The organism is Arachnia sp. (assembly GCF_057238465.1).
In genome coordinates this window covers 439880-464153 of the sequence record NZ_DBHHFZ010000001.1, presented here as the reverse complement: position 1 = coordinate 464153, position 24274 = coordinate 439880, and the positions used below count along the sequence as shown (strand labels likewise).

Sequence of the window (24274 nt, the reverse complement as noted above, 5' to 3'; positions counted from 1 at the left end):
GGGCGCGCCGGCGCCGATGCCTCACCGCATCGTTTCCGGCAGCTCGAGTGCGACCCACACGGCCCTCCAGATTTTCTTGCACGGAACCCCCGCTGCCAGCGCCTCATCCACGGTGCGGCTCTCGAGTTCCTGCAGGGTGATCGTCGACGCCCAGCTCCCGGCGTATCCCTTCCCGAGCACAACCTCGAGTTTCGCCCACAGTTCCGCTTCGCGCATGTTGGCAACCCTAGGCCCCGCGGACAAGTGGCGCCCTGCACCCATCCCGGTGACACGCCGGACCGCTTCATCCTCCGGCGCGCTCCCCCGCCCATCGCCGAGCCATCCCATCATCGCGCCGAACCCCGCCTGCGCGTTCCCCGCGATGTCCACCGATCCCGGTCCGCGAGCGACAACCGCCACTCTCCCCTCCTCCCAAACCTTCCCGCAAGACCCCGTCACGGGATATAAACCCCACCCATCAGCCATTTGAGAAAGTCCTTATCCCAAGCGCCCCAGAGCGAACCGACACGGTTTCTCGTACACTGACCCTCGAACACGATCATCAATTGGTCAGAAAGTGCACGAAGGAGTCGACATGAACGCTGCGGGTACGCATTCCCACAAGCGCTCCGATCGAATGCTCGCGATGCTGGCGCTGCTTCAAGAGAATGGTCAGATGTCGCTGTCCAAGCTCGCCGCCGAACTGGGAACTTCCGAGGCCACCATCAGGCGTGATGTTGCCGTGCTCGCGTCCCAGGGATTGTTGGACCGCACCCATGGCGGCGCACGCCCGATCCAGGGCAGCCGCGAACTCCCGGTACGGCTGCGGGACGGGCGCAATCAGGCCGCCAAGTCCCGCATAGCGGCGGCGGCTGCCAAGCTGGTTCCCGAGGGAAAGCACGCCATCGGTCTCAGCGGCGGAACCACGGCCGCCGAGGTGCTTCGTGCCCTGCGTCACCGAACCGATTTGACGATCATCACCAACTCGCTGAGCATCGGCCTGGAAGCGGCCGAGCAGGGACAAGGACGTGTCCTCATCGCCGGTGGTGTGCTGCGTTCCAATTCACTGGAACTCGTGGGTTCCCTGGCCGAGGCGACACTCCGGCTCGTGAACGTCGGAACCGCCCTGGTGGGGGCCGACGGGCTCAGTTCGTCCGGGGGACTGACCACCCACGACGACATCGAGGCACGCACCAATCACACGATGATCGAACGGGCCCAGCGGGTGATCGCAGTGGCCGACGCATCCAAGATCGGCCACGTCACCCTGGCGAAGATGGCGGACCTGAGCGAGATCGACATCCTCGTCACCGATTCCAACGCCCCGGAGGACGAACTGGACCGCATCCGGGACATAGGGGTCGAGGTGGTGATCGTCCCGGTTCCCACCGACCCGAAGGCCACACCCGGCAGCTGATCGTTTCCCGTCATTCGGCGGAGCGCCGTGGCTGTTTCCCCCTGGCGCGGATCCGGATGGCCTCACGGATGTAATCGGCCCCGGTCACCAGTGTCAGGATCAGGGCCGCCCACATCAACACCCAGGCCAGGAACTGCACCGCCCCCGGCAGGCCCGGCAACCATGCGAGAAAGACGATCAGGGCCAGCGACTGGGTGACGGTTTTCAACTTGCCACCGCGATTGGCGGCCATGATCCCGTACTTGGCGATGGCCGCCCGCAGCCATGTGATCCCCCATTCACGGACCAGGATCAGCACCGTGAAATACCAGGGAAGCTCACCCAGCAGACTCAGGCAGATGAAGGCCGCACCCGTCAGGGCCTTGTCGGCTATCGGATCCCAGAGCTTTCCGAAATCCGTGATCAGGTTGTAGCGCCTGGCGATGTAGCCGTCCGCGAGATCGGTCAGCATCGCGGCCACGAAGATTCCGGTGGCGACGAACCGCCACCCCTGGTTCGCCGGTTGCCAGAACAGCACCACGACGAACAGCGGCACCATGATGATGCGGAGCACCGTGAGCACGTTGGGAACGTTCAGATTGCTGGGCCGTGGTTCGGTCATCGGGCTTCTCCCACCATGTCGACTCCTGTGGCGTCGATGAACTCAACTTCAATGAACTGCCCGATCCGGGCATCGGCCCCGGGAAGCTCCACAATCCCGTCGGTCTCGGGGCCCTGATGCGGCGCACGCCCCGAGGCCCCGTCGGCACCGGTTTCCTCGACCAGGACCACGCTCCGCTCCCCCACCCTCTCCGCGGCGCGGGACTCGCACACCATGTTGGCGACGTCGGCCAGCAGCTCCCGACGCGCATCCACTTCCGCCTGGTCCAGGTGGGCGTCCAGGCCCTCCCCCTCCGTGCCCTCCTCGTCGGAATAGCCGAACACCCCGAGGAAATCCAGGTTGGCGTCGATGATGAACTCGCGGAGCGTCTCGACATCCGACTCGGTCTCCCCCGGGAACCCGGCGATCACGTTGCTGCGGATCCCTGCCCTCGGCTCGGCCGCCCTGATCCGTTCGAGCAGTCCGAGGAAGGATTCCGGGTCACCGAAACGCCGCATCCTCCGCAACACCCCGGGCGCGGCGTGCTGGAAGGAGAGATCGAAATAGGGCACCACCTTGCCGGTGTCCAACATGGCCTCCAGCATTCCGGGCCGGATCTCGGCGGGTTGCAGGTAGGAGACCCGGATCCATTCCAGCCCATCCACCCGGGACAGCTGGGGCAGCAGGGTCTCCAGGTTCACACCGGGGAGATCCTTGCCGTAGCTGGAGGTGTTCTCGGAAACCAGCAGCACCTCCTTCACCCCCTGCTCCGCGAGCCAGCGAGCCTCGGCGATGATGTCGGCGACGGGCCGCGAGAGGTAGGAGCCCCTGAAGGCGGGGATGGCGCAGAAAGCGCAGCGCCGGTCGCATCCGGAGGCTATCTTCAAGGGTGCTGCGGGCCCCGATCCCAAGCGGCGACGGATCACGCGCGGCCCTGTTGCCGGGGCCAGCCCTTCCGGCAGGGGGGTGTGCCCCGGAGTCGCGATCCGTCCGGCGGCCTGCTGGCGGCCCGCCGGCGCGATCGGCAGCAGTTTGCGCCGGTCCCTCGGAACATGGGTCTCGTGACTGCCTCCGGCGAGGATCGACCGGAGCCGATCGGCGATGTCCGCGTAGTCGTCGAACCCGAGCACCGCATCGGCCTCGGGCAGGGCCCCCGCCAGTTGCGCCCCGTAGCGTTCCGCCATGCACCCCACCGCCACGACCGCCTTCGTCGTGCCGGATTCCTTGAGGTCGGCGGCGGCCAGCAGGGTGTCGATGGAGTCCTTCTTGGCCTGTTCGATGAAACCGCAGGTGTTGACCACCACGGTCTCCGCCTCCGCCGGGTCATCCACCAGCACGAATCCCCCCGCCTCCAGCCGGCCCGCGAGTTCCTCCGAGTCGACGTCGTTGCGGGCGCAGCCCAGAGTCTGGATGTGGACCTTTTTCATGATCTTCCCAGTATCACTCACCCGGCCGCGAGGGAGGCGAGCAGATCATCGAGATCGTCGGGTTTCACCAGCACATCACGCGCCTTGGAGCCCTCCGAGGGACCAACCACCCCTCGGGATTCGAGAATGTCCATCAGGCGTCCCGCCTTGGCGAAACCGACGCGCAGCTTGCGTTGCAGCATCGAGGTGGAGCCGAGCTGGAGTTCCACCACGAGGCGGGCCGCGTCCAGCACCAGTTCGAGATCGTCGCCGATGTCGTCCACGACCTTCTTCTCGGCCGCTGCCGTCGTGACGTCCTCCCGGTAGGTGGGCTGCAGCTGCCCCGAGATGTGGGCGACGACCTCGCGGATCTCGGATTCGTTCACCCACGCGCCCTGCACGCGAATCGGCTTTCCGGCACCCATGGGCAGGAACAGCCCGTCCCCCTTGCCCACCAGTTTCTCCGCGCCCGGCTGGTCGAGGATCACCCGGGAATCGGTCATGGACGAGGTGGCGAAGGCCAGGCGCGACGGCACGTTGGCCTTGATCAACCCGGTCACGACGTCCGTGGAGGGTCGCTGCGTGGCCAGGACCAGGTGAATCCCTGCGGCCCGCGCCAGCTGCGTGATCCGCACCACCGACTCCTCCACGTCCCGCGGGGCGACCATCATCAGGTCGGCGAGCTCATCCACCACGACCAGCAGGTAGGGATAGGGGGCCAGCACCCGCTGCGACCCCTCGGGAAGTTTGACCTGCCCGGCCTTGACGGCCTTGTTGAAGTCGTCGACGTGCCGGAATCCGAAGGCGGCCAGGTCGTCGTAGCGCATGTCCATCTCGCGGACCACCCAGGCGAGGGCCTCGGCGGCCTTCTTCGGGTTCGTGATTATGGGGGTGACCAGGTGCGGAATGCCCTCGTACTGGTTGAGCTCCACCCGTTTGGGATCCACCAGCAGCATCCGCACCTCCTCCGGGGTGGCGCGCATCATGATCGAGGTGATCAACGAGTTTATGAAGCTGGACTTGCCGGATCCGGTGGCGCCCGCCACCAGCAGGTGCGGCATCTTGGCCATGTTGGCCAGCACGAAACCGCCCTCGACGTCCTTGCCCAGCCCGACGGTGAGGGGATGGTGATCGGATCGCGCCTTCGGGGAACGCAGCACGTCCCCGAGACTGACCACTTCCTTGTCGAGGTTCGGGATCTCGATCCCGATCGCGGATTTCCCGGGGATCGGGGTGAGGATGCGGATCTCGTTGCTGCCGACGGCGTAGGCGATGTTGTCCGCCAGGCCCGTGACCTTCGAGACCTTGATGGCGTTGCCGAGCTCGACCTCGTAGCGGGTGACGGTGGGCCCGCGCGTGTAACCGGTGACCCGGGCGTCGATCGCGAACTCCTCAAGAGTGGCCGCGAGCTGCCGCACGATCCGGTCGGAGGCGTCCGTCCGGACCTTCGGGCGGGTTCCGGGCACCAGCAGCGATTCGTCCGGGAGCTGGTACATGATGTCGCCGCTGAGCTGCAGCTGTTCGGCACGCCCCGCCATGGGGGTGTGCACCGGCGGGGGCAGGTCGGGTTTCTCCTCCGTCCCGGGAATCTTCGGGGCATGGACCTGCGGCGTCGGGTCGTCCAGCCCCGTACCGGATTCGAGGGAGTAGTCCTCATCGGCCTCGTAGTCGTAGACCGAGTCGTGGTGGGAGGGTTCGTCGTCCTCGGTTATCAGCGGGGTGTCATAGGGCACGTCGACGCCGAGTTCCAGCTTCTCCCGGGGTTCCTCCGGGCGCTCCACCAACGACGAGAAGGCCCTCCGGATGCCGGCGAGGATCACCCGTAGGGGTTTGCCGATCACGAAGAAAACACCCAGGAGGGTGACGATGAGAAGCACGGGAACCGCGACCCACGTCGAAGTCAGGTCGGCTATGAAACTGCTGGCCAGGAAACCGAGCACCCCGCCGGCGCGCTGCAGCTCGGCCATCTGGTCCGGACGGGGCAGCCCGCGGGAGAGGTTGATGAGCCCGAGCACGCCCATGGTGAGCAGGAACCAGCCCAGCCCCGTGCGGGGTGCACCGTCCATGTCCTTGGGGTGCCGCAGAACTCGCCATGCACCGTAGAACAGGACCGCCGGCACCAGCGGGGCGGTCATTCCGAAGAAGGTCGAGGTGACGGCCCCAATGGCTTCTCCGACGGGCCCCGGCAGCATGAACCAGGTCCGTGATGCGAACACGATGGCTAGCACCAGGATGAACAGACCCGTGCCGTCCCTGCGCCGTTCGGGCTCGACGTCCTTCTCGACCCCCCCGAAGCTCCGGGCGAGCGTTCCCACCCCGCGGGCAAGTCCCCGGAGCATCCGCCCCAGGAACTGGACCACGGGATTCGGTCCCGTGGCCCGGTCTCGAGCACCGGACGAGCTGGCGGCCGGTTTTCGGGTACCGGATTTCTTCGAGCCGCCGCGGGATGCGGTGCCCGATTGCCTGGTCCGCTGCCCGGCACCCGACTTGCTGGAAGAACTCCTGGCAGAGGAAGAGCCGCGTGTCGCCATGATTCCAACCTAGTCCAGAGAGCGGATCAGATGCCAAAGCCGCTCCGGTGACCCACCCGGTCGGGGTTTGACACGCGAATTTTCAGGCCTCGGTGGGAAGAATCCCTCAGTCCTGTACGCCCACCATCACGGAGGAGGTCTTGATCAGGGCGACCGCTTCCCCACCGACCTCGAGGCCGAGGTCCCGGATGGCCTCGTTCGTGATCGAGGAGCTGATGACCACCCCGGGCGCGACCTCGATCTGGACGATGCCGTTGACGGCGCCCTGTTCGATGGAGATGACGGTTCCCTTGAACTGATTGCGGGCACTGATTTTCACTGGTTTTCCTTTCACGCAAAGTGATCCCAGCCGACGCTACCCGTCCATGGCATGCCGTCAACAATCACTTCCGCACCTGAGGTCACCGTGCCGATTCGCAGCCAGTCCTGCGGGAGTTCCACATCCGCGGAGAAGGTCGCAACCAGCGCATGGTCCTCGCCGCCGGCGAGGATGAAACCCAGCGGATCCTTGCCCGTGGCGGCCGCGAGGCGGGCCAGGCTGTCGTGCACCCTCAGGGACTCGGTTCTCACGTCGATACCCACCCCGGAGAGCTCACAGATGTGTCCCAGGTCCTGCAGCAGACCGTCGGAGACATCGATCATCGCGGTGGCCCCGGCCTCCGCGGCAACCTTCCCCTGCCCGTAGGGAACGGTCGGGCACTGCTGTTCCAGGACCAGGTCCTTGGGGGAACCGAATCCCCGCTGCAGGACCAGCAGGCCGCCCGCCGAGCAGCCGAGCCGGCCGCGCACCGCGACCTGGTCACCGATCCTCGCGCCCGCCCGGGTGATGGCGGGACGCCCCGACAGGTTCCCGAGCGCGGTCACCCCGATTGCGATGTGCGGCGACGAGGACAGGTCACCGCCCACGAGACTGACCCCGGCCCGGGCGCACTCCTCGACCACACCCTCCTGGAAGTCGCTGACCCAGCGCCGGTCCAGGTTTCTCGGGAAGGCCAGCCCGATCACCACCGCGCTGGGCTCGGCCCCCATTGCCTCGACATCCGAGACGTTGACCGCCACCGCCTTCCTGCCGGTCTGGAAGGCGGGCGACCAGGAGCGTTTGAAGTGGACGTTCTCGATCAGCACGTCGGTTGTGATGACGATGTCGCCGCGCGGCACCAGCACCGCCGCGTCGTCACCGGGCCCCAGTCGCACGTCGGAGCCGAATGCCAGGCCGTCGGTGAGCTCGGCGATCATCTCGAACTCGGAGCTCATCAACGCAACCCCACCGGGCGTTCGAGGGCGAGTTCGATGAGTCTGGTGACCAGCTCGGGATAGGGCACCCCGGATGCCTGCCACAGGGCCGGGTACATCGAGATCCGGGTGAATCCGGGCATGGTGTTCACCTCGTTGATCCACGCCTGGTCCTCGGTGGCGAAGAAGTCGGCGCGCACTAGGCCCTCGGCTTCGAGCGCGTTGAAGGCCCGGCAGGCCAGCTCCCGGAGTTTGGCGGCCAGCTCCGGGGTGGTCCTGGCCGGGGCGTCGAGGGCGGCCCCGTCATCGTCCAGGTACTTGGTGGTGAAGTCGTAGAAACCGTCCTTGTCCCGGACCCGGATCTCGCCCACCACCGAGGCCCGGCACCCGTCGGGGGATCCGGGGTCACCCAGCACCGCCACCTCCAGCTCCCGGGTTCCGACGAATCCCTGCTCGAAGATCACCTTGGGGTCGTGGCGCTGCGCCTCCGTCACGGCCGCCTCCAGACCGGACGGGTCGGTGACCCGGGTGATCCCGATGGAGGAACCTCCCCTGGCAGGTTTTACGAAGACCGGGAAACCGAGCCCCGCGACCTCGGCGAACACGGCCTCCCGTTCGAGGCGCAGTCTGCGCTCCGAGGCGACGACGTAGGGGCCGACGGGCAGCCCCGCCGCCTCGAAGGCCAGTTTCATGAAGTGTTTGTCCATGCCCACCGCGGAGGACAACACACCCGACCCGACATAACGGATGCCCATCATCTCGAACATCCCCTGGATGGTGCCGTCCTCGCCGTAGGGGCCGTGCAGGAGGGCGAAGACGACATCCACCGCCTGCACATCCAGCAGCTGGTCGCCGACCCGGGTGGCGATCTCGCCCCCGCGGTCACCGACCAACCAGACCGCGTCGTGTTCGGGTTCCGGAACCTCCGGTGTGGCTCCCCCGGTGATGTGGAGATCCGCGACCTCCTCCAACGACATCCGGGACCACCGGCCGCTCCTCGAGATGCCGACGGCGACGACGTCGAACCGTTCCCGGTCGATGGCTCCGAGCACGCTGGCCGCCGTCAGGCAGGAGATGCCGTGCTCCGACGATTTTCCTCCGAAAACCAAGGCGATCTTGGTTCGTTTCGACACTGGGGCCTCCTGAGTTCGACTGCCGAATCATCCTACTTGCCGCGGGGCACCCGGCCGGATCAGCTCCTGCGTCCGGCTCCTGCGAGAATCTCGTTCACCTCGGAATCGGTCAGTTCGCGGTGGTAGAAGAGCGAGTAGAACTCCTTCACCTCCTTCGGCAGGTCGAAATCGTATACATCCGGGTAGATGGTCTCCGCCGCCCAGACCGCACCGATCACCTGGTTGACCGATGGCGGGCCGTCCATCCAGGCCCAGGGAGCCTGCGGGGAGTTCAGCACATTGCCCCTGGAAACCGCGGGCAAGGATTTGAAGGCGTCGCTCAAGGCCAGATCCGCGCCGCCTTTCCCGGGCATGGCGATGATCCAGTCGGGATCCCAGGTGAGCAGTTGCTCGGCGTTCACGTCGACCCGTCCCGAGGCCTTCTCGGCCGTTCCGTACACGTTCCTGGCTCCGATGGCGTCGATCACCTGGGCGTGGATGTTCTTGCTGCCCGCGGTGCTCAGGCCCGCATCGCCCGTGGCGTAGTAGACGGAAACGCGTTGCTCATCGGGGATCGTCGCCGATCCCCGCGCGAGTTCGGTGTTGATCCGCTCGATGTGGCTCGCCAATTGCTCACCACGCGCCTCATCACCGAAGATTCGACCCATCATCCGGTAGGACTCGGGCAGTTTCTGGAGCTCCGTCGACAACTGGACCACCTGGATCCCGCTCTGCTGTTCGAGGTCGTCGTCGATCTTCGCGTACTCGGCGGAGACCTCGCCCGCGTCGAGGATGACGTTGACCCCGCGACCCAGCAGGGTTTCGGCGTTGAACGTGCCGTCCTTGCCGTTCGCCCTGCCGAGAACCGGCAGCGCCGCGGCCTCCGGGGTCACGTACCGGGAGACCTGCTCGGTCACCTTGGTGTTCCAGCCTGCGAGTTTGTCCGCCCCGAAGGTGTAGATCATGACGGTGGCGGGAGGGCCCGCCCCGAAGGCCAGTTTCGCCGGGGCCGCCAGCTCGGTGTCACGCCCACCCATGTCCTTGAAGCTGAGTGAGCCTCCCGACGCGGAGGCCGCGGGGGTCCGGGACCCGGTCGTCTGAGTGGGGGCCGACGAGCAGCCCGTCAGGAGCGTGGCCAGGGCGACCAGCCCCGCGAACAACGGTTTCCACTGCGTTTTCATGGGTTCCTCCTGATGATGTGGTTGAACATGCGGAGTCCTTGGCGGGCCTCCGCCATCCCGCCGCCGAGGCCGATGGCCCGCCGGACGTGACCGGGGTCGATCACCAACGACCCCCCGATCTCGGCGACGCAGGCGGGTAGCACCTCGGGCGCGAAGGGCGCGCTCGGACCGACGAGGATCACCCTGGCCCCGCTGCACAGCTCGAGCAGCCGGGGCAGGGTTTTGTTGGTGAGGGCGGAGCCCGTGATGAAGACGAGTTCGCGGTCGGCCAGCAGGTACTCGGCCGCGGGGTCCGGGAGATCGTTTCCCGAGGGCGACCGCTCCAGGACGATGAGGTCACGGCCCTCGGCGGCGTATTTCTCGATGTCGCCGAAATGACCGATGGTGGCGATCCTGAGGTCCGGGCGGGTTTCCGCGTGACGTTCGAAGGTGGATCTCTCGTCCTCGCCCGCAAAGGGGTGGGCGCCGAGCCGTTCCTTCGTGGTCAGGAAGGAGTTGATGGCGGCCACCCCGAGGGCCGCCAGCTCCAGGTCCCAGGATTTCACTGCACACGCGGCATCCCGGAGGTCGCGTCCGACGATGTCGCGTTCGGCGAAACCGGCCCGGGGGCCGCCGCGGTAGATCATCGCCACCCCGGTCCCGGCGTCGGATGTGACGCAGGCCCAGTTGCCGATATGGGCCTCACGCACCTTCACCCCGGGCGGGATCAGGTCGATGAGGTCGTCGTAGAGCTGCCACGGATTGTTCATTGGTCTCCTCTGGTCTCGGGCCGGGTCACACAGAGGCGTAGCCCGGGCATTTCCGTCAGGTCAACCACCCTCATGGGAAGGTCGTAGAGGTGGCTGAGGTCCTCCCCGGTCAGGTCGGCGATGGGTTTCAGCCCGGGGCTGCGACCCTGCTTGAGGAGCAGGACGTCGTCGGCGAATTCGAAGGCGTGGTTGGGCTGGTGGGAGCTGAGCAGCACCGTCAGGCCCTGGCTGTCCACGAGCCGGCGGAGCCGCCTCAACACCCGGATCTGGTTTCCGGCGTCGAGGGCGGATGTGGGTTCGTCCAGCACGAGCAGCCTTCCACCTTGGCAGAGGGCGCGGGCGATCAGCAGCAGCATCACCACTCGCCGCTTGGGCATCTCCTTTGACATCAGGGAGATTCTAACGATTTGATCCGCTTTGGCGGACGTAGGTCAGGTTTGTGATCCGCTTTTGCGGTTTCTTGGAGATCGTCCGTCGATACGGTGCGTCAGGGATGCCCCGGTCGGCGGCGGGGATCACTCCGGAGGCGTGCGTTTCCGGAGGGCGACGCGGCCTGGTCCGTTGACCGGCCGGCCCTGTTGACGTGACCTCCCGGGGTCACCGGTGAGCCGATGCGTGTCGCGGGATAGAATCAACCGGAGAATTTGTCCTGACAATGTGGGCATTGTTGCCCGGAACGGACCCCAGATGACTGACTCCCTGCCCCGGCCCCGCACCACCGACCCGACCTCCGTGCCCGCCCTCCGCTGGGGCGTGATCGGCACCGGGTGGATCGCCGACCAGTTCGTCACCACGGTGACCCGGAACACCTCCCAGCACATTGTCGCCGTCGGCTCCCGCTCCCCGGAGCGGGCCCGCGAATTCGCCGAAGAGCACGGCATCGAGATGGCCTGTGGCTCCTACGAGGAACTCGTGGCCCAGGACGTGGATGTCGTCTACGTCGCCACGGGCCACCTGGATCACGCCTCCCACGCCCGGCTCGCCCTGGAGGCCGGGCGGAACGTGCTCGTCGAGAAACCCATGACCCCCACCGTCGCGGCCACGCGGGAACTGGTCGAGCTGGCCCGCGGCAAGGGCCTGTTCTGCATGGAGGCGGTGTGGTCGCTGGCGCTGCCCCGTTTCGACGTGGTCCGGCAGGTGCTCGAGGCGGATCTGCTGGGCAGGATCGAGGCCGTCACCGTGGACATGGGCGAGTACCTGGTGGATCACCGCCGCGCCATGGACCCGGCCCAGGGCGGCGGGGCCATGAACGATCTCGGGATCTATCCGCTGATGTTCGCCGACTGGGTCCTGCCCGGGGTCGAGGTGGTGGCGGCCGCCGGTCCCCGGCACGCGACGGGTGCCGTCGGACAGTTCATGGCGCTGCTGGAGGACGGCGAGGGGCGTCAGGCGAGCGTGTTCGCCTCGATGCTGACCGACACCCCGAGCGTCGCCGTCATCGGGGGCAGCGACGCGACCCTGGTGCTCGACGGCCCGTTCTACCGGCCGGGGCCCGTCGAGGTTCGGTTCCGGGATGGCCGGGTGTTGTCCTGGGACGAGCCGCGCATCCACCACGAGGGTCTCTTCCACGAGGCCGTGGAGGTGGCTCGCTGCATCGCGGCGGGGCTCACCGAGTCCCCGCTGCGTCCGCTGGACGCCACCGTCGCCACCGTCGAGCTGATGGAACGGGCCCGCGCCCTGATGAACGATCCCGCCTGAGGCTCACCCCCGCTGGGGTACTCGGGCCCCGACCCGCATGTCCCAGCGCCCCTCGGGGGCGGGTCCGCCCCTGAGTTCGGCGACGACCGCGGTGATCGCGTCCATGATCGCGACACCGGCCCGTTCCACGTCCTCCCGCGTGGGTTCCTCCCCCACCGGGAAGGCACTGAGGTCGACGGGCGGCCCCGCCTGCACCATCACGGGGCGCCTGCGCAGGGAGAACAGCCGGTGAAGTTCCAGTTTCTTCCGGCCCAGGAGGGCGTCTGTCCCGACCTGACAGACCGGGATCACCGGCACCCCGGTCGTGAGCGCCAGGCGGGCGGCACCCGGGCGCCCGGTCATGGGCCAGCCATCGGGATCGGCCGTTATGGTGCCCTCGGGGAAGATCGCGACACACTCCCCCGCTTCCAGGGCCTCCCGGGCGTGCACGAGCGAGTCCTTGGCCCGTTCGGAATGACGCACGACGGGAATCTGGCGGCATTGACGCGCGAACCAGCCGACCACCGGCACCTTCCAGATCTCGGACTTTCCCAGGTAGCGGGGCCAGCGCCCGGACCAGATGAGGAACTCGCCGGTCGTGGGGACGTCGAAGTTCGACAGGTGATTGGAAACCACCAGCACCCCGCCGGGCGGGAGGTTCTCCTGTCCCCGCCAGGTTCGCCTGACCAGACCACCCATCACCAGGTGAACCAGCCGCGCCAGGAAACGGTAGGCGCGGGGCGCCGGTTCATGGTTCGCCTCACGCAGAGAGCGTTGCCAGGGACGTTTTTCGACTTCCACGGAGCAGGAGAATACCGTCGGGATCGTCGCCCGTCCGAGCAGCGGTCCTCAGGAGACGGTGTCCGCGGTCCGCACGGGCAGGGTCTTCGGTTTGAATCCCGGGCGGGTCGCCTCGTAAGCCCCGATCTCGGCGTCGTGCTGCAGGGTCATGGAGATGTCGTCCAAACCGTTCAGCAGGCGGTGCTTGGTGTACTCGTCGATCTCGAACCCGATCACGAGATCCCCGCGGGTTATGGTCTGCTCCGGCAGGTCCACCGTCACCGGTTGTTCGGGGGCGTCCTCGATGGCGGCCCAGAGCCTGTCCCGGTCCTCCTCGGTGACGAGGGCCACGAGCAACCCTGCCTTGCCCGAGTTGGAACGGAAGATGTCACCGAACCGGGTTCCCACGATCACCTTGAAGCCGTAGTTCTGCAGCGCCCAGACGGCGTGTTCCCGCGACGAGCCGGTACCGAAGTCGGGTCCGGGAACCAGGACGGTCCCGCCGCTGAAGGGCTCACGGTTGAGCACGAAATCGGGGTCGCTGCGCCAACCCGCGAACAACCCGTCCTCGAAACCGGTCCGGGTGATGCGCTTGAGGTAGACGGCGGGGATGATCTGGTCGGTGTCGACGTTGCTGCGCCGCAGCGGCACTGCGATCCCGGTGTGGGTGGAGAAGGCGTCCATGTCTCAGGCTCCGATCAGGTCGGCAGGGGCGGCAAGGTGACCGGCGACTGCGGTCGCGGCAGCGACGGCGGGACTGACGAGGTGGGTGCGTCCGCCCTTTCCCTGGCGTCCCTCGAAGTTGCGGTTGGACGTGGAGGCCGACCTCTCCCCCGGGGAGAGCTGGTCGGGGTTCATGCCGAGGCACATCGAACATCCCGCCGCCCGCCACTCGGCCCCGGACGCGAGGAAGATCTTGTCCAGACCCTCGAGCTCCGCCTGGAGCCGGACCCGGGCCGAACCCGGGACGACGAGCATCCGCACGCCTTCGGCGATCCTGCGTCCCCGGAGCACGGAGGCCGCCAGCCTCAGGTCCTCGATCCGGCCGTTGGTGCAGGAACCGAGGAACACCGTGTCCACCGCGATCTGCCGCATCGGGGTACCCGGGGCCAGGTCCATGTATTCGAGGGCCCGGCGGGCGGTGGCCCGCTCCACCTCGGAGTCGAAGTCCTCGGGGGCGGGCACCACTCCCCCGAGCGGCACGCCGTGCCCGGGGTTGGTGCCCCAGGTCACGAAGGGGGTCAGCCGGGTCGCGTCGATGTCCACCTGCGCATCGAAGTGGGCGTCGTCGTCGGAGCGCAGGGTCCTCCAGTACTCGACCGCGGCATCCCAGTCGGCCCCCTCGGGGGCGTGCGGGCGGCCCTTCAGGTAGGCGAGGGTGGTCTCGTCCGGGGCGATCATGCCGGCCTTGGCACCCCATTCGATGGACATGTTGCAGATCGTCATGCGGCCCTCCATCGACAACTGTTCGATGGTGCTTCCCCGGTACTCGACGATGTAGCCCTGGCCACCGCCCGTGCCGACCTTGGCGATCAACGCCAGGACAACGTCCTTGGCGGTGACCCCGGGCGGCAGGTCGCCGTTGATGTTGACGGCCATCATCTTCGGTTTCTTCTGCGGCAGCGTCTGGGTGGCGAGCACATGTTCCACCTCCGATGTGCCGATCCCGAAGGCCAGCGCCCCGAAGGCGCCGTGGGTCGAGGTGTGGGAGTCGCCGCAGACTATGGTCATGCCGGGCTGGGTCACCCCGAGCTGCGGGCCGATGATGTGAACGACACCCTGGTCGCGATCACCCAGGGAATGGAGGCGGATTCCGAACTCGGCCGCGTTCCTGCGCAGTGTTTCCACCTGGGTCCGGGAGACGGGGTCCGCGATGGGTGCGAGAATGTTCAGCGTCGGGGTGTTGTGGTCCTCGGTTGCCAGGGTGAGATCCGGACGGCGCACCTTCCGGCCGTTCATCCGCAGGCCCTCGAATGCCTGCGGGCTCGTGACCTCGTGCACCAGGTGCAGATCGATGTAGAGAAGGTCGGGTTCACCATCAACAGCGCGTACAACATGCGCATCCCAGACCTTCTCGGCGAGGGTCTTCCCCATTTTCACGCTTCCTCATTACGATTGGGTGCAGGACAAGGCCTGCCAGATGGCGACACTCTATCTTGCATGTCCAGCATTCGAAACGATAGTCTCGGAATATGGACGAAGGAAGTGGAGTAGGAGTTCTCGACAAGGCAGCTGCGGTGCTGACGGCCTTGGAAACCAGCCCCCTGACGCTCGCAGGGCTGGTGAGCGCCACCGGTCTGGCACGCCCGACGGCACACCGGCTGGCCGTGGCCCTGGAACACCATCGCCTCGTCACCCGGGACCTCCAGGGACGTTTCGTTCTGGGACCGCGCCTCGCGGAACTCGCGAGTTCCGCCGCGGAGGACCCGCTGCTGGCCACCGCGGGGCCAATTCTCACCCGGCTGCGCGACATCACCGGCGAATCCGCCCAGTTGTTCCGCCGCCAAGGTGATCTCCGGATCTGCTCCGCCGCCGTCGAACGCCCATCGGGTCTGCGGGACACCGTTCCCCTCGGGGCGCAGCTGTCCATGACCGCGGGATCGGCCGCGCAGGTGCTGTTGGCCTGGGAGGAACCCGAGAACCTGCCGCGCCTGCTCAAGGAAGCCACGTTCACGGTGCTGACGCTGCAGCAGGTTCGCCGCCGCGGCTGGGCGCAGTCGGTTGCCGAACGCGAACCCGGGGTGGCCTCGGTCTCGGCCCCGGTGCTCTCCCCCTCCGGGAAGATCATCGCGGCCGTCAGCGTCTCCGGTCCCATCGAACGCCTGACCCGGCAACCGGGGCGGCTTCACGCCCCGGCCGTGATGGCCGCTGCCGAACGCCTGAGTGAGGTGTTGCGCCGCAACGGCACCGAATGACCGGTGGAAGAACGCCTACTGCGAGACCACGGGCCGGCGCTGCACCACCAGAACCGTCACGATGACCATGACGGCCGCCAGACCTGCAGCCGAGCAGGCCAGCGGAAGCACTTCGTCCATGCCCTGCCCGCCGCTTGTCGATACAGCGGCGGATCCCAGAAGCACGGTCCGGGTGATGACGGCCTGCGGGACCAGGAGGTCCAGCGGTCCCGTCCCGGTTCCCGAGGCGGCACTGGCGAAACCGATCATGCATCCGGCCAGGCAGATGGCCACGGGGGCGGCGAAGGACCTCATCAGCATCGACATCAACGATTGCAGCAGCACCAGCGGTACGGACACGGGAACACAGAGCGCCGCGGCAACGAGGAAGGAGGACGCAGGCGCGCCCTGGAGCCCCAGCAGCAGCCCGAGCCCCCAACTGAACCCGACGAACACCAGTTGGACAAGGACCACCAGCAGCAGGATCACGACGGACTTCATCAGCACCAGCGAAACGGGCGATCGTCCCGTGGTCAGAACGCGGTTCCACGAGCTGCTCCGATGCTCTGGACGCCACACAGCAGCGCCCAGGAGCGCAACCCCGGTGGAGAAGAACATCATCCCGTAGAACAAGGTGATCTGCCCGGTAAGGACATCCCAGCCCGTCTCCAGGGCTCCGTTGGTCGTCTGGAGCCAGTAGTTGGCTCCGCCCGAGACAACCGCCAGCAACGGCAGGAGTACCACGACCCACCACACCATGGAACGGCGCAGCTTCATTCTTTCGGCGGCAAACATCACCGTCACCTCTCAACCCGGTCGAGTCGTTTCGTACACCGGGCAAAAGCCGCCGCCCCGAGCAGGACCAAACCGATCAGCCATGGCCACGGCGGCAGGACGGGAACGAGCCCGTTTGAGCCGGCAGCCATCGCAACCGGGGTGATCACGGCGTAATACCCCCAAGGAATGACACGGGCGACACTCGGCGCGAGAAACATGTAGAGCGCGATGAAACCGCCAACCAGCCCGGTACCGACACCAACGAGCTGATTCTCACAGATCGCGGAGAGCCAGATGTGGAATGCCAGGAGAACCGTGTCGACCAGAACCAGCGACACCACATACCAGGACCACATCGGGACGTCGAGGGGCACCTGGACGCCGGCCACCACCCCCAACGCCACAACGGCCCCGGTCTGCACGAGGGTCGCCGGGATCACCACCGCCACGAGGGCGAAAAACTTCATCCGGCACAACGTCCCGGGGGTTCTACCCGTGGTGGCGTTCAGGAACCAGCCTGCCGAGGAGTGTTCGATGTCAGTCTGACGGGATGCCAGCACCGCCACGAGAATGGGATGGATGAGAGCATTCGCGAATGCGAAATTGAGAAGTGGTTGCCCCCAGGGCAACTCGTGGGGATCGTTGAGCCGGGAAACAGCCCCCGGAGCAAACAAGGAAAGAGCGACGACCGGGATCGCGGCAGCCAACAGGACCAACGTCAGGGGAATCACGTGCAGTCTCCGCATCTTCGTCATCTCCAAACGGATCTCGCCCATCACAAGGCCTCCGCCCCACCGGTCAGGTCCATGAAGACCTCCTCCAATGACTGCTGGAGGCGACGAACCTCATGAATGGGGATCCCCGCCTGCACCAGTCGCACGATCAATCGGGCGGCATCTTCCTGACCGCAACCCTGCACCCTGATCCCATTCCTCTCCAGGTGGCAGCCCCTGACCAGATTGGCGGCGGCATTGGCCTGCGGTGTCACCACGAGCAGATCCGGAATGGACCGTTCGAACAGTTCCTTCCTGCTTCCCTGGAAAACCAGCCGCCCCTGTGAAAGGACACCGAGGACGTCCGCCATCCTGTCGATCTCGTCGAGGAGATGACTGGAAATCATGACCGTGACCCCTCCGGAGGCCAGGTGGATCATCAGTTCCCTGATCTCCTCGATGCCGGCGGGGTCCAGTCCGTTGGTGGGCTCGTCGAGGATCAGCAGTTCTGGCTCCCGCGCCAGGGCCATCGCTATTCCGAGGCGCTGTTTCATCCCCAGCGAATAGGTTCGTTGCAGCCGGTTCCGGTGGTCGGTCAGACGCACCAGTTCGAGTGCCCTGTCGATCCGGGTGGTCTCCAGGTTCAGCAGCCGGGCCAGGAGCCTCATGTTCTCTGCCCCTGTGAGATGACCGTATCCGGGTGGATGCTCGATCATCGATCCGATCCGGGGCATGAGCCGTGCCCGGGCCTCACCCCGCGGATCCTCCCCGAGCAGGAAGATCTGTCCCGCGCTCGGGTGGAGCAGCCCCAGGAGCATCTTCATGGTGGTTGATTTCCCGGATCCGTTGGGCCCCAGAAAACCGTAGACACCCCCTCGGGGAATGGCCAGGTCCAGACCGTCCACGACAGTGCGTTTCCCGAAACTCTTCGTCAAACCCCTGGTCCTCACGGCCAGATCGGCGTCTCGTAACTCCATGACGCAAGTTTCGGAATCCGAGGGCCGGAAAACGTCATGCCGAAGAATGGTTCCGGCACGGTTGACACCTCATACCCGGGGATGATGCAACCGGAACGGAGCGCCCGTAGGTTTTCCCCATGCCCATCGCCGCATCGCGTGTCCGTGCGTTTCTGCCGAAACCGTTGGATGCCGGTATCGCTGCCACAGTGCTCTGGCTGGGTGCAGTGGCGCCCGGGGTCTCCGGCCTACCGTACTCGGAAGTGATCTACCCGCTGCTCCTGGTCGCATGTGGAACCGCCCTGGCCTGGCGGCAACGACATCCCGTGTTCTCGGTGTCGATCATCGGCGGGGCCATGGTCATCCATGCCGTTGTGTTCAACTCCATGTCGTTGCTGACCATGAGCTCCACCCTCCTTGCCGTGTGGACCGTTCAGTCGTACCTGAACAGACCGTTGCGGTGGCTGTTTCTCGGGTTCTTCACGGCCGGATCGGGGTTGGCCGCCAGCCTGGCCTCGGTTGCCGCAAGCCCGAGACGAGATCCACTGGAACACGTGATCCTGGTGGGCACGGTTCTGCTCGCCGTGGCGGTGGTGGCGCTGGCCGGAGCAAACAGACGTGCCGCTAATTCCCGGACCGAGAGGGCACTGGAGCGGGTGGCGCTTCTGGAAGCACAACAGGACACTCTGCACCGCCTTGCCGCCGCGGAGGAGCGGGCGCGGTTCGCGCGAGAACTCCACGACGTCCTCGGACACACCCTCGCGATCATCGCGGTCCAGGCAGAAGGCGCTCTTCTGATGTTGGAACATTCCCCGGAACGTTCCCGGGAGGCGCTGCGCAACATGGCAGCCATCAGCCGCAGGGGGGTCGACGAGACGCGTTCCCTGGTGGATGTGCTCCAGAACGACGAAGGCGTGCCCACATCCCCGGTTCCCGAACCGGAACGGGCCCCACGGAGAACCGCTCCAGGTCTTTTCCCGGAAATCGTGCTGCTGGCCGAGAGCACCGGGCTCCCGATCCGGGTCACGCTGGATCTCCCGCAGCAGGCCATGCCGCCCTCCCGGGCCGCGCTCATCCTGGACACGGTCAAGGAGGCACTGGCGAATGTGGCGGGGCATGCCGGATTCGTCCCCGTCCGGTTGTCGTGCGCCCTGACCGGGACCGGTATCGTCCTCGACGTGAAGAACGGGTCAGGGTCCCGGGGAACCGTCCCGGGTGGTGTGTCCCACACCGGAACCGGTCTGTCCAGGTTGCAGAAACGGGCAACGGCGCTGGGAGCGACCCTCGATGCAGGACCGGGCGATGATGGCTGGCACGTCTCGCTCACGGTTCCGCGGGAGCCGCAGGAACCGTGACGACCATCGCGCTGGTGGACGACGAGCCGTTGTTCACGGCAGGACTCGCCATGATCATCGACTCGCAGGAAGACCTCGAGGTCATCTGGCAGGCGGACAGCGGAATCCTGGCCCTCGAACGGCAGCAGCGGAACCCGGCCGATGTGATTCTGATGGACATACAGATGCCGGTCCTGGACGGCCTGGAAACCACCGCCGAGTTGATCGCGCGCGGGCTACCGGGACGGGTAATGGTGTTGACCACCTTCGACACGGATGACCACGTGATCCACGCCATCGAGACCGGCGCGTCCGGTTTCCTGCTGAAGAACACACCACCGGACCGTTTGCTGGATGCCATTCGAACAGTTGCCAGCGGCGATTCGGTGATCTCTCCGGGCCCCACCCGCAGGCTCCTGCACTCCCTGCGACGGGGACCTGTTCATGATTGTTCATCCACGCCCACCCGACTTCCCCGGTCTGATCGCATCGGTCTCGAACAGATGACCCCCAGGGAGAGGGAGGTCCTGGCGCTGGTCGCGGCCGGTTTGACGAACCAGGAGATCTGTGACCGGCTCTGGCTGTCGATGCCCACGGTCAAAACCCATGTGGGCCGGTTGTTGTCGAAGACGGGATCGAGGGACCGGGTGCAGCTGGTGCTGTTCGCTCTCCGCACCGGTGTGACGAGTTTGGAGGAGATCCTGCAGGGCTCCTCGTGAATCACGGGATCGGGATCTGACGCGGGATGATGATGCGCCCCGGAAATGACGAAGGCCTTGGCCGGACCAGTGTCCGACCAAGGCCTCCACCCTGGTAGCCCCGACGGGATTCGAACCCGCGCTACCGCCTTGAGAGGGCGGCGTGCTAGGCCGCTACACAACGGGGCCAGGCGATGGGATGGGGCCTCCTGGGAAGCCCGCTCCGCAGGGGTACCTGGACTCGAACCAAGACTAACTGAACCAGAATCAGTCGGGCTGCCAATTACCCCATACCCCTTTGTGCTCTCCCGAGCACGGAGAGAAACAGTACACGGCCCGCCTCGGGTGCGCAACTCGGCGATTCAGCCGTTCAGGGAGGCGAGGTTCTCCTCCAGCTCGGGACTGATGCGGACCTCTCCCGGCCCGCTGGTCGCCGGGTGTCCAAGGCGGGTGAGGATGGCGTCAACCACCTCGAAACGCCCGCGGCCCATGCCGTCGGAGATCTTCACCGCAATCCCGATCCCCTCGGGCAGGCCGACGGCGAGGATTCCCTCAGCGCCCACCTTCGCCACGGCCCCCGGCACCTGCTCCACGAGCCTGACCACGGGATGGGAGGTGCCGGAGGTGTATTCGGGATAGCGGCGGAAGGCGTCCGCCACCAGCCTGCCGGGACCTTCCTCCTTCTCGGAGGCCAGGCGCGCGAAACCATGCGCCAGCCCCGGCAGGGTGGTGGCGAAGGCGGGTGCCGTGCAGCCGTCGACCACCGGATCGCCGAGCACACCGCAGTACTCCTCGATGACGGTCCTGATGGCCTGTTGCAGGGGATGCGACGGATCGCGGTAGCCCTCGGTGGGCCAACCCGCGAGCCGGCAGGTGCGCAGCATGGCTGCGTGTTTCCCGGAGCAGTTGTGTGCCAGCGGCTCCTTCCTCCTACCAGCGGCCAGCCATGCCGCGAGCGATGCCTCGTCGCCGGGGAGGTCGGCGGTGTGCTGGAAGTCCGACGTGCTCAGCCCCGTCATCTCGAGGATGCGAAGCGCCCCTTGAGTGTGTATGGACTGCCCGAGATGCGACGCCGCGGCCAGCGCGAGCAGCTGATTCTCGAGGTCCAGGCCGCTGCGCAGCATCGCGATGGCCTGGAACGGTTTGAGAGCCGACCTGGGCAGGGTGGGCGCGGTCAAGTCCCCGAGGCTCAGCAGAACCCGCCCGTCCTCGCGAACCACGCTGATCCTGCCCCGGTGGTGGCTCTCGGCCACCCAGCCCCGGTCCACGATCCCCAGAAGCACATCCATCATGAGGTGCAGTGTAGGGTGCCGCCCGCCGCGGCTGTCCCGGGCAAACCGCTGAGCGGGTTCAGGGGGTCAGGGTCGCTACGCGCATCCTGCGCCCGATCCACCAGGCGAGGGCACCGAAGACGGCGAAACTCGCGAGGTCCGAGCAGGCCACCTCCCAGGAGATCTCCGAGGTCGCCTTGAGCGCGGCGACACCACCCATGAACAGTGCGTACCCGAAGGCGAAGACATTGTTGGCCACGTGAACGGCGATCGCGGCCTCCAGACCACCCGTGGCCCAGACCAGGGTTCCCGCAATCAAGCCGAAACCCAGTCGGTGCGCGAAGAGCGCGATGTTCTGATTGCCGTGGAAGAACGCGAAAACCAGGGCCGAACACACGATGCCCACCCAGGCCCGGCCCGCCAGGGAACCGATGGCCTGCTGCAGGTAACCGCGGAAGAAGAACTCCTCCGCGGCCGCCTGCAGGGGCGAGGTGATGAGGATCAGCGCGAGATAGACCCCCCAGTCGGGCTGGGCCGCCTGCCAGGCCATGTTCCCGCCGCGCATGAGCCACATGAAGACGTTCAGCACCGCCGCCGCCACCGCGAGGCAGATCAGCAGGTATCGCCAGCGCCCCCCCGGCTGGACGGAAATCACCCAGTCGGCCTTCCTGCCGTGCCAGTACCGCTGGATCAGCAGCACGAACAACAACAGACCCGCGATCCCGAGGTGGCTCGCCAGGATTCCGTCGGGCAGTTCATAGGCCAACGCCCGGGAGTTGTAGTCCTTGAGATCCGGCAGTCCCCTGAGCAGCCAGCCGACCCTCAAGATGGCCTGGGCCAACAACCCCGTGAGCAGGAAGGCCAGGAGAGCCCCTGACAGGCCCATCACCAGTTTCACGGGATCCTCGCCCCGAAGGGCCACCGGATACCTGAGCCCTGATCCGGGCGGGTGGGTGATCACGCGGCGGTCACGGGATTGCTCAGCACCCCGAGCCCATCGATCTCCACCGAGACCACGTCCCCGTCGGCCATCGGACCCACCCCCGCCGGTGTTCCGGTGAGGATGACGTCCCCGGGAAGCAGGGTCGCGAACGAGGAGATGTAGGTCACCAGCTCCGGGATTCCCCGGACCAGCTGGGATGTGTTCCCCCGCTGCCGCACATCCTCGCCGCCCCGGGTCTCGATCGCGAGATGACCCGCCTCCGCCGGGGTGAGGTGCGTGTTGATCCAGGGACCGAGGGGGCAGAAGGTGTCACATCCCTTGGCCCGGAACCACTGGTCCGTTTCCCGCTGCCAGTCCCGTGCGGTCACGTCGTTTGCGATGGTGTAGCCGAACACCACATCGGCCACCCGTTGCTCCGGGACCTGTTTGCAGATCCTCCCGATGACGATGGCCAGCTCGCCCTCGTGATGCAGGTCCCGGCATCCCTCGGGTCGCACGATGGGTTCGTTGGGGCCGATCACGCAGGTGTTCGGTTTGAGGAACAGCATCGGTTCCTTAGGGACTGGTGCCCCCTGTTCCGCGGCGTGATCGGCATAGTTGCGCCCGATCGCGACGATCTTGCTGCGGGGAATGACGGGGGCCAGCAGACGCACATCCGCGAGATCGTGTCTGGCACCCGTGTAATTGACGGGCACCCCGGCCAGCGGGTCCCCCGTTATCGCGGCGACGGTCTCCGGGTACTCCCCGCCGTCGACCTCCAACTCGATGATGCCGTAGGCGGGATCCTTGCCGGCCGCGGCGAAACGGGCTATGCGCATGGCGCAAGCCTAGCGACGGAATCGGTATCGGGCGCGGGGCCGCGGCGGATGCGACCATCTCGGGGAATGGGAACCGCGTCGCCACCCCCGGCAGCACACCTAGTCTTCCCGCATGACACGACAGACCTTGGCAGTTGTTGGTGGCGACGGCATCGGCCCGGAGGTGATTGCCGAGGCACTCAAGGTGTTGCGGGCCGCCGCGGGCGAAAACGCCTTCGAGGAGGTTCACTTCGACCTCGGGGCGGAACGCTGGTTGCGCACCGGCGAGGTCCTGCCCGACTCCACACTGGAGGATCTGAGGGCCGCGGATGCCATCCTGCTCGGGGCGGTCGGGGCGGCCCCCGGTTCGGGCAGGATCCCGAGCGGTTTGCTGGAGCGGGGGTTGTTGCTGAAACTGCGGTTCGCCTTCGACCATGCCGTGAACCTGAGACCGTCACGGCTCCACACCGGGGTTCCCACCCCCCTGTCTCCCGAGGTCGTGGCCCGGGGCGACATCGACTTCGTGGTGGTCCGCGAGGGAACCGAGGGGCTCTACTGCGGCAACGGCGGTGCGGTGCGGGTCGGCACCCCGCAGGAGATCGCCACCGAGGTCTCCGTCAACACCGCGTTCGGGGTGGAACGGGTGGTTCGTGACGCGTTCGCGCGCGCCCGGGCGCGTCGCGGCAGGATCACCCTGCTGCACAAGCACAACGTCCTGGTCAACGCCGGGGGTCTGTGGCGTCGGCTCTTCGACCAGGTGGGTGAGGAATACCCGGATGTCGAGCGCGACTACCTGCACATCGACGCCGCCATGATCGCCATGGTGGTCGATCCGGCCCGGTTCGACGTGATCGTCACCGACAATCTGTTCGGCGACATCGTCACCGACCTGGCGGCGGCGGTCACGGGGGGCATCGGCCTGGCGGCCTCCGCGAACATCAACCCGTCGGGCGAGTACCCGTCGATGTTCGAGCCCGTTCACGGTTCGGCTCCGGACATCGCAGGCCGGGGAATCGCAGATCCGACCGCGGCCATCAGCTCCGTGGCCCTCCTGCTGGCTCACCTCGGGCACCCCGAGGCGGCCCGCCGCGTTGATGCCGCGGTGGCCGCCGACATCGCGGCCCGCCGCCCCGGTCCCGCCCGGACCTCCGAGATCGGGGATCGAATCGCCGCTGCCGTGACCGGTTGATCCATGACACGAACGAGGGTGCCGGACCCGATCGGGTCCGGCACCCTCGTGTTCCCG

Annotated in this window: 24 protein-coding genes, 2 tRNA genes and 1 pseudogene; 6 read left to right on the top strand and 21 right to left on the bottom strand. The window is 66.8% G+C overall.

Annotated features, from left to right (window positions below; all coding sequences use genetic code 11):
• Nucleotides 1–21: 21 nt before the first annotated feature.
• Nucleotides 22–216, bottom strand: coding sequence for a DUF3046 domain-containing protein (locus tag ACO6D6_RS02160; protein ID WP_484782862.1), 195 nt, complete (start codon nucleotides 214–216; stop codon nucleotides 22–24).
• Nucleotides 217–616: 400 nt separating this feature from the next.
• Here ACO6D6_RS02160 and ACO6D6_RS02155 point away from each other — a divergent pair, with 400 nt between their 5' ends.
• Complete coding sequence (locus ACO6D6_RS02155; protein ID WP_484782907.1) at nucleotides 617–1396, top strand: DeoR/GlpR family DNA-binding transcription regulator; 780 nt, start codon at nucleotides 617–619, stop codon at nucleotides 1394–1396.
• 10 nt (nucleotides 1397–1406) lie between these two features.
• On the opposite strand, the gene pgsA is transcribed toward ACO6D6_RS02155, so the two are convergent.
• The 9 genes and pseudogenes from pgsA to ACO6D6_RS02110 all read right to left on the bottom strand — a co-directional run.
• Nucleotides 1407–1997, bottom strand: a complete 591-nt coding sequence (pgsA, locus tag ACO6D6_RS02150; RefSeq protein WP_484782860.1) for a CDP-diacylglycerol--glycerol-3-phosphate 3-phosphatidyltransferase — start codon at nucleotides 1995–1997, stop codon at nucleotides 1407–1409.
• The gene (gene rimO / locus ACO6D6_RS02145; RefSeq protein WP_484782859.1) at nucleotides 1994–3403 is read right to left on the bottom strand and encodes a 30S ribosomal protein S12 methylthiotransferase RimO; all 1410 of its coding nucleotides are present in this window, start codon (nucleotides 3401–3403) and stop codon (nucleotides 1994–1996) included. Before rimO ends, pgsA begins: the two co-directional genes overlap by 4 nt.
• Before the next feature lie 17 nt (nucleotides 3404–3420).
• A complete protein-coding gene (locus ACO6D6_RS02140; protein WP_484782858.1) occupies nucleotides 3421–5913 on the bottom strand; it encodes an FtsK/SpoIIIE family DNA translocase in 2493 nt (830 codons plus the stop codon).
• A gap of 106 nt (nucleotides 5914–6019) precedes the next feature.
• Nucleotides 6020–6232, bottom strand: coding sequence for a TOBE domain-containing protein (locus ACO6D6_RS02135; protein WP_484782857.1), 213 nt, complete (start codon nucleotides 6230–6232; stop codon nucleotides 6020–6022).
• Nucleotides 6233–6243: 11 nt separating this feature from the next.
• Nucleotides 6244–7167 carry a thiamine-phosphate kinase gene (locus tag ACO6D6_RS02130; RefSeq protein ID WP_484782855.1) on the bottom strand — a complete coding sequence of 308 codons (924 nt, stop codon included), beginning with the start codon at nucleotides 7165–7167 and terminating at the stop codon, nucleotides 6244–6246.
• Nucleotides 7167–8279 (bottom strand): D-alanine--D-alanine ligase family protein, encoded by a 1113-nt coding sequence (locus tag ACO6D6_RS02125; protein ID WP_484782854.1) that lies wholly within the window; start codon nucleotides 8277–8279, stop codon nucleotides 7167–7169. The genes ACO6D6_RS02130 and ACO6D6_RS02125 overlap by 1 nt, the downstream gene beginning before the upstream one ends.
• A gap of 59 nt (nucleotides 8280–8338) precedes the next feature.
• Nucleotides 8339–9439 (bottom strand): ABC transporter substrate-binding protein, encoded by a 1101-nt coding sequence (locus ACO6D6_RS02120; RefSeq protein ID WP_484782852.1) that lies wholly within the window; start codon nucleotides 9437–9439, stop codon nucleotides 8339–8341.
• Complete coding sequence (locus tag ACO6D6_RS02115; RefSeq protein WP_484782851.1) at nucleotides 9436–10188, bottom strand: Rossmann-like domain-containing protein; 753 nt, start codon at nucleotides 10186–10188, stop codon at nucleotides 9436–9438. The genes ACO6D6_RS02120 and ACO6D6_RS02115 overlap by 4 nt, the downstream gene beginning before the upstream one ends.
• A 223-nt stretch (nucleotides 10189–10411) precedes the next feature.
• Nucleotides 10412–10499 (bottom strand): annotated as a pseudogene (locus ACO6D6_RS02110) (ABC transporter ATP-binding protein); the annotation flags it as partial.
• A gap of 376 nt (nucleotides 10500–10875) precedes the next feature.
• Between ACO6D6_RS02110 and ACO6D6_RS02105 the strand changes: the two are divergent.
• The gene (locus ACO6D6_RS02105) at nucleotides 10876–11886 is read left to right on the top strand and encodes a Gfo/Idh/MocA family protein (protein WP_484782850.1); all 1011 of its coding nucleotides are present in this window, start codon (nucleotides 10876–10878) and stop codon (nucleotides 11884–11886) included.
• Between the two features lie 3 nt (nucleotides 11887–11889).
• Here ACO6D6_RS02105 and ACO6D6_RS02100 read toward each other — a convergent pair whose 3' ends face one another.
• From ACO6D6_RS02100 to leuC, 3 genes are read right to left on the bottom strand one after another with little or no spacing between them, the layout of a single operon-like run.
• The gene (locus ACO6D6_RS02100; RefSeq protein WP_484782848.1) at nucleotides 11890–12666 is read right to left on the bottom strand and encodes a lysophospholipid acyltransferase family protein; all 777 of its coding nucleotides are present in this window, start codon (nucleotides 12664–12666) and stop codon (nucleotides 11890–11892) included.
• A 48-nt stretch (nucleotides 12667–12714) separates the two neighbouring features.
• Nucleotides 12715–13329: a 3-isopropylmalate dehydratase small subunit gene (leuD, locus tag ACO6D6_RS02095; protein WP_484782846.1), complete on the bottom strand. Its 615-nt coding sequence runs from the start codon at nucleotides 13327–13329 to the stop codon at nucleotides 12715–12717.
• Between the two features lie 3 nt (nucleotides 13330–13332).
• Nucleotides 13333–14739 carry a 3-isopropylmalate dehydratase large subunit gene (leuC, locus tag ACO6D6_RS02090; RefSeq protein ID WP_484782845.1) on the bottom strand — a complete coding sequence of 469 codons (1407 nt, stop codon included), beginning with the start codon at nucleotides 14737–14739 and terminating at the stop codon, nucleotides 13333–13335.
• Between the two features lie 98 nt (nucleotides 14740–14837).
• Between leuC and ACO6D6_RS02085 the strand changes: the two genes are divergently transcribed.
• Nucleotides 14838–15560 carry an IclR family transcriptional regulator gene (locus ACO6D6_RS02085; RefSeq protein ID WP_484782843.1) on the top strand — a complete coding sequence of 241 codons (723 nt, stop codon included), beginning with the start codon at nucleotides 14838–14840 and terminating at the stop codon, nucleotides 15558–15560.
• A 15-nt stretch (nucleotides 15561–15575) separates the two neighbouring features.
• Here ACO6D6_RS02085 and ACO6D6_RS02080 read toward each other — a convergent pair whose 3' ends face one another.
• The 3 genes from ACO6D6_RS02080 to ACO6D6_RS02070 are packed head-to-tail and all read right to left on the bottom strand — an operon-like array spanning nucleotide 15576 to nucleotide 18006.
• Entirely contained in the window at nucleotides 15576–16334 is a 759-nt protein-coding gene (locus ACO6D6_RS02080) for an ABC transporter permease (protein WP_484782842.1), read from the bottom strand.
• 5 nt (nucleotides 16335–16339) lie between these two features.
• A complete protein-coding gene (locus ACO6D6_RS02075) occupies nucleotides 16340–17092 on the bottom strand; it encodes an ABC transporter permease (RefSeq protein ID WP_484782841.1) in 753 nt (250 codons plus the stop codon).
• Nucleotides 17092–18006, bottom strand: coding sequence for an ABC transporter ATP-binding protein (locus tag ACO6D6_RS02070; RefSeq protein ID WP_484782840.1), 915 nt, complete (start codon nucleotides 18004–18006; stop codon nucleotides 17092–17094). Before ACO6D6_RS02070 ends, ACO6D6_RS02075 begins: the two co-directional genes overlap by 1 nt.
• 119 nt (nucleotides 18007–18125) lie before the next feature.
• On the opposite strand from ACO6D6_RS02070, the gene ACO6D6_RS02065 reads away from it, so the two are divergent.
• Together ACO6D6_RS02065 and ACO6D6_RS02060 are read left to right on the top strand one after the other, a co-directional pair.
• Nucleotides 18126–19340 carry a sensor histidine kinase gene (locus ACO6D6_RS02065; RefSeq protein WP_484782838.1) on the top strand — a complete coding sequence of 405 codons (1215 nt, stop codon included), beginning with the start codon at nucleotides 18126–18128 and terminating at the stop codon, nucleotides 19338–19340.
• Nucleotides 19337–20038: a response regulator gene (locus ACO6D6_RS02060; RefSeq protein ID WP_484782836.1), complete on the top strand. Its 702-nt coding sequence runs from the start codon at nucleotides 19337–19339 to the stop codon at nucleotides 20036–20038. The genes ACO6D6_RS02065 and ACO6D6_RS02060 overlap by 4 nt, the downstream gene beginning before the upstream one ends.
• Nucleotides 20039–20130: 92 nt before the next feature.
• Here ACO6D6_RS02060 and ACO6D6_RS02055 read toward each other — a convergent pair.
• From ACO6D6_RS02055 to ACO6D6_RS02035, 5 genes are all read right to left on the bottom strand, one after another.
• Nucleotides 20131–20206, bottom strand: a tRNA-Glu gene (locus ACO6D6_RS02055).
• A gap of 37 nt (nucleotides 20207–20243) precedes the next feature.
• A tRNA-Gln gene (locus ACO6D6_RS02050) sits at nucleotides 20244–20315 on the bottom strand.
• Between the two features lie 64 nt (nucleotides 20316–20379).
• Nucleotides 20380–21309 (bottom strand): asparaginase, encoded by a 930-nt coding sequence (locus ACO6D6_RS02045; RefSeq protein WP_484782834.1) that lies wholly within the window; start codon nucleotides 21307–21309, stop codon nucleotides 20380–20382.
• Between the two features lie 58 nt (nucleotides 21310–21367).
• Nucleotides 21368–22210: a CPBP family intramembrane glutamic endopeptidase gene (locus tag ACO6D6_RS02040; protein ID WP_484782832.1), complete on the bottom strand. Its 843-nt coding sequence runs from the start codon at nucleotides 22208–22210 to the stop codon at nucleotides 21368–21370.
• A gap of 35 nt (nucleotides 22211–22245) precedes the next feature.
• Nucleotides 22246–23049, bottom strand: a complete 804-nt coding sequence (locus ACO6D6_RS02035; protein WP_484782831.1) for a fumarylacetoacetate hydrolase family protein — start codon at nucleotides 23047–23049, stop codon at nucleotides 22246–22248.
• A gap of 112 nt (nucleotides 23050–23161) precedes the next feature.
• Here ACO6D6_RS02035 and ACO6D6_RS02030 point away from each other — a divergent pair, with 112 nt between their 5' ends.
• The gene (locus ACO6D6_RS02030; protein WP_484782829.1) at nucleotides 23162–24217 is read left to right on the top strand and encodes a 3-isopropylmalate dehydrogenase; all 1056 of its coding nucleotides are present in this window, start codon (nucleotides 23162–23164) and stop codon (nucleotides 24215–24217) included.
• The last annotated feature ends 57 nt before the right edge of the window (nucleotides 24218–24274 follow it).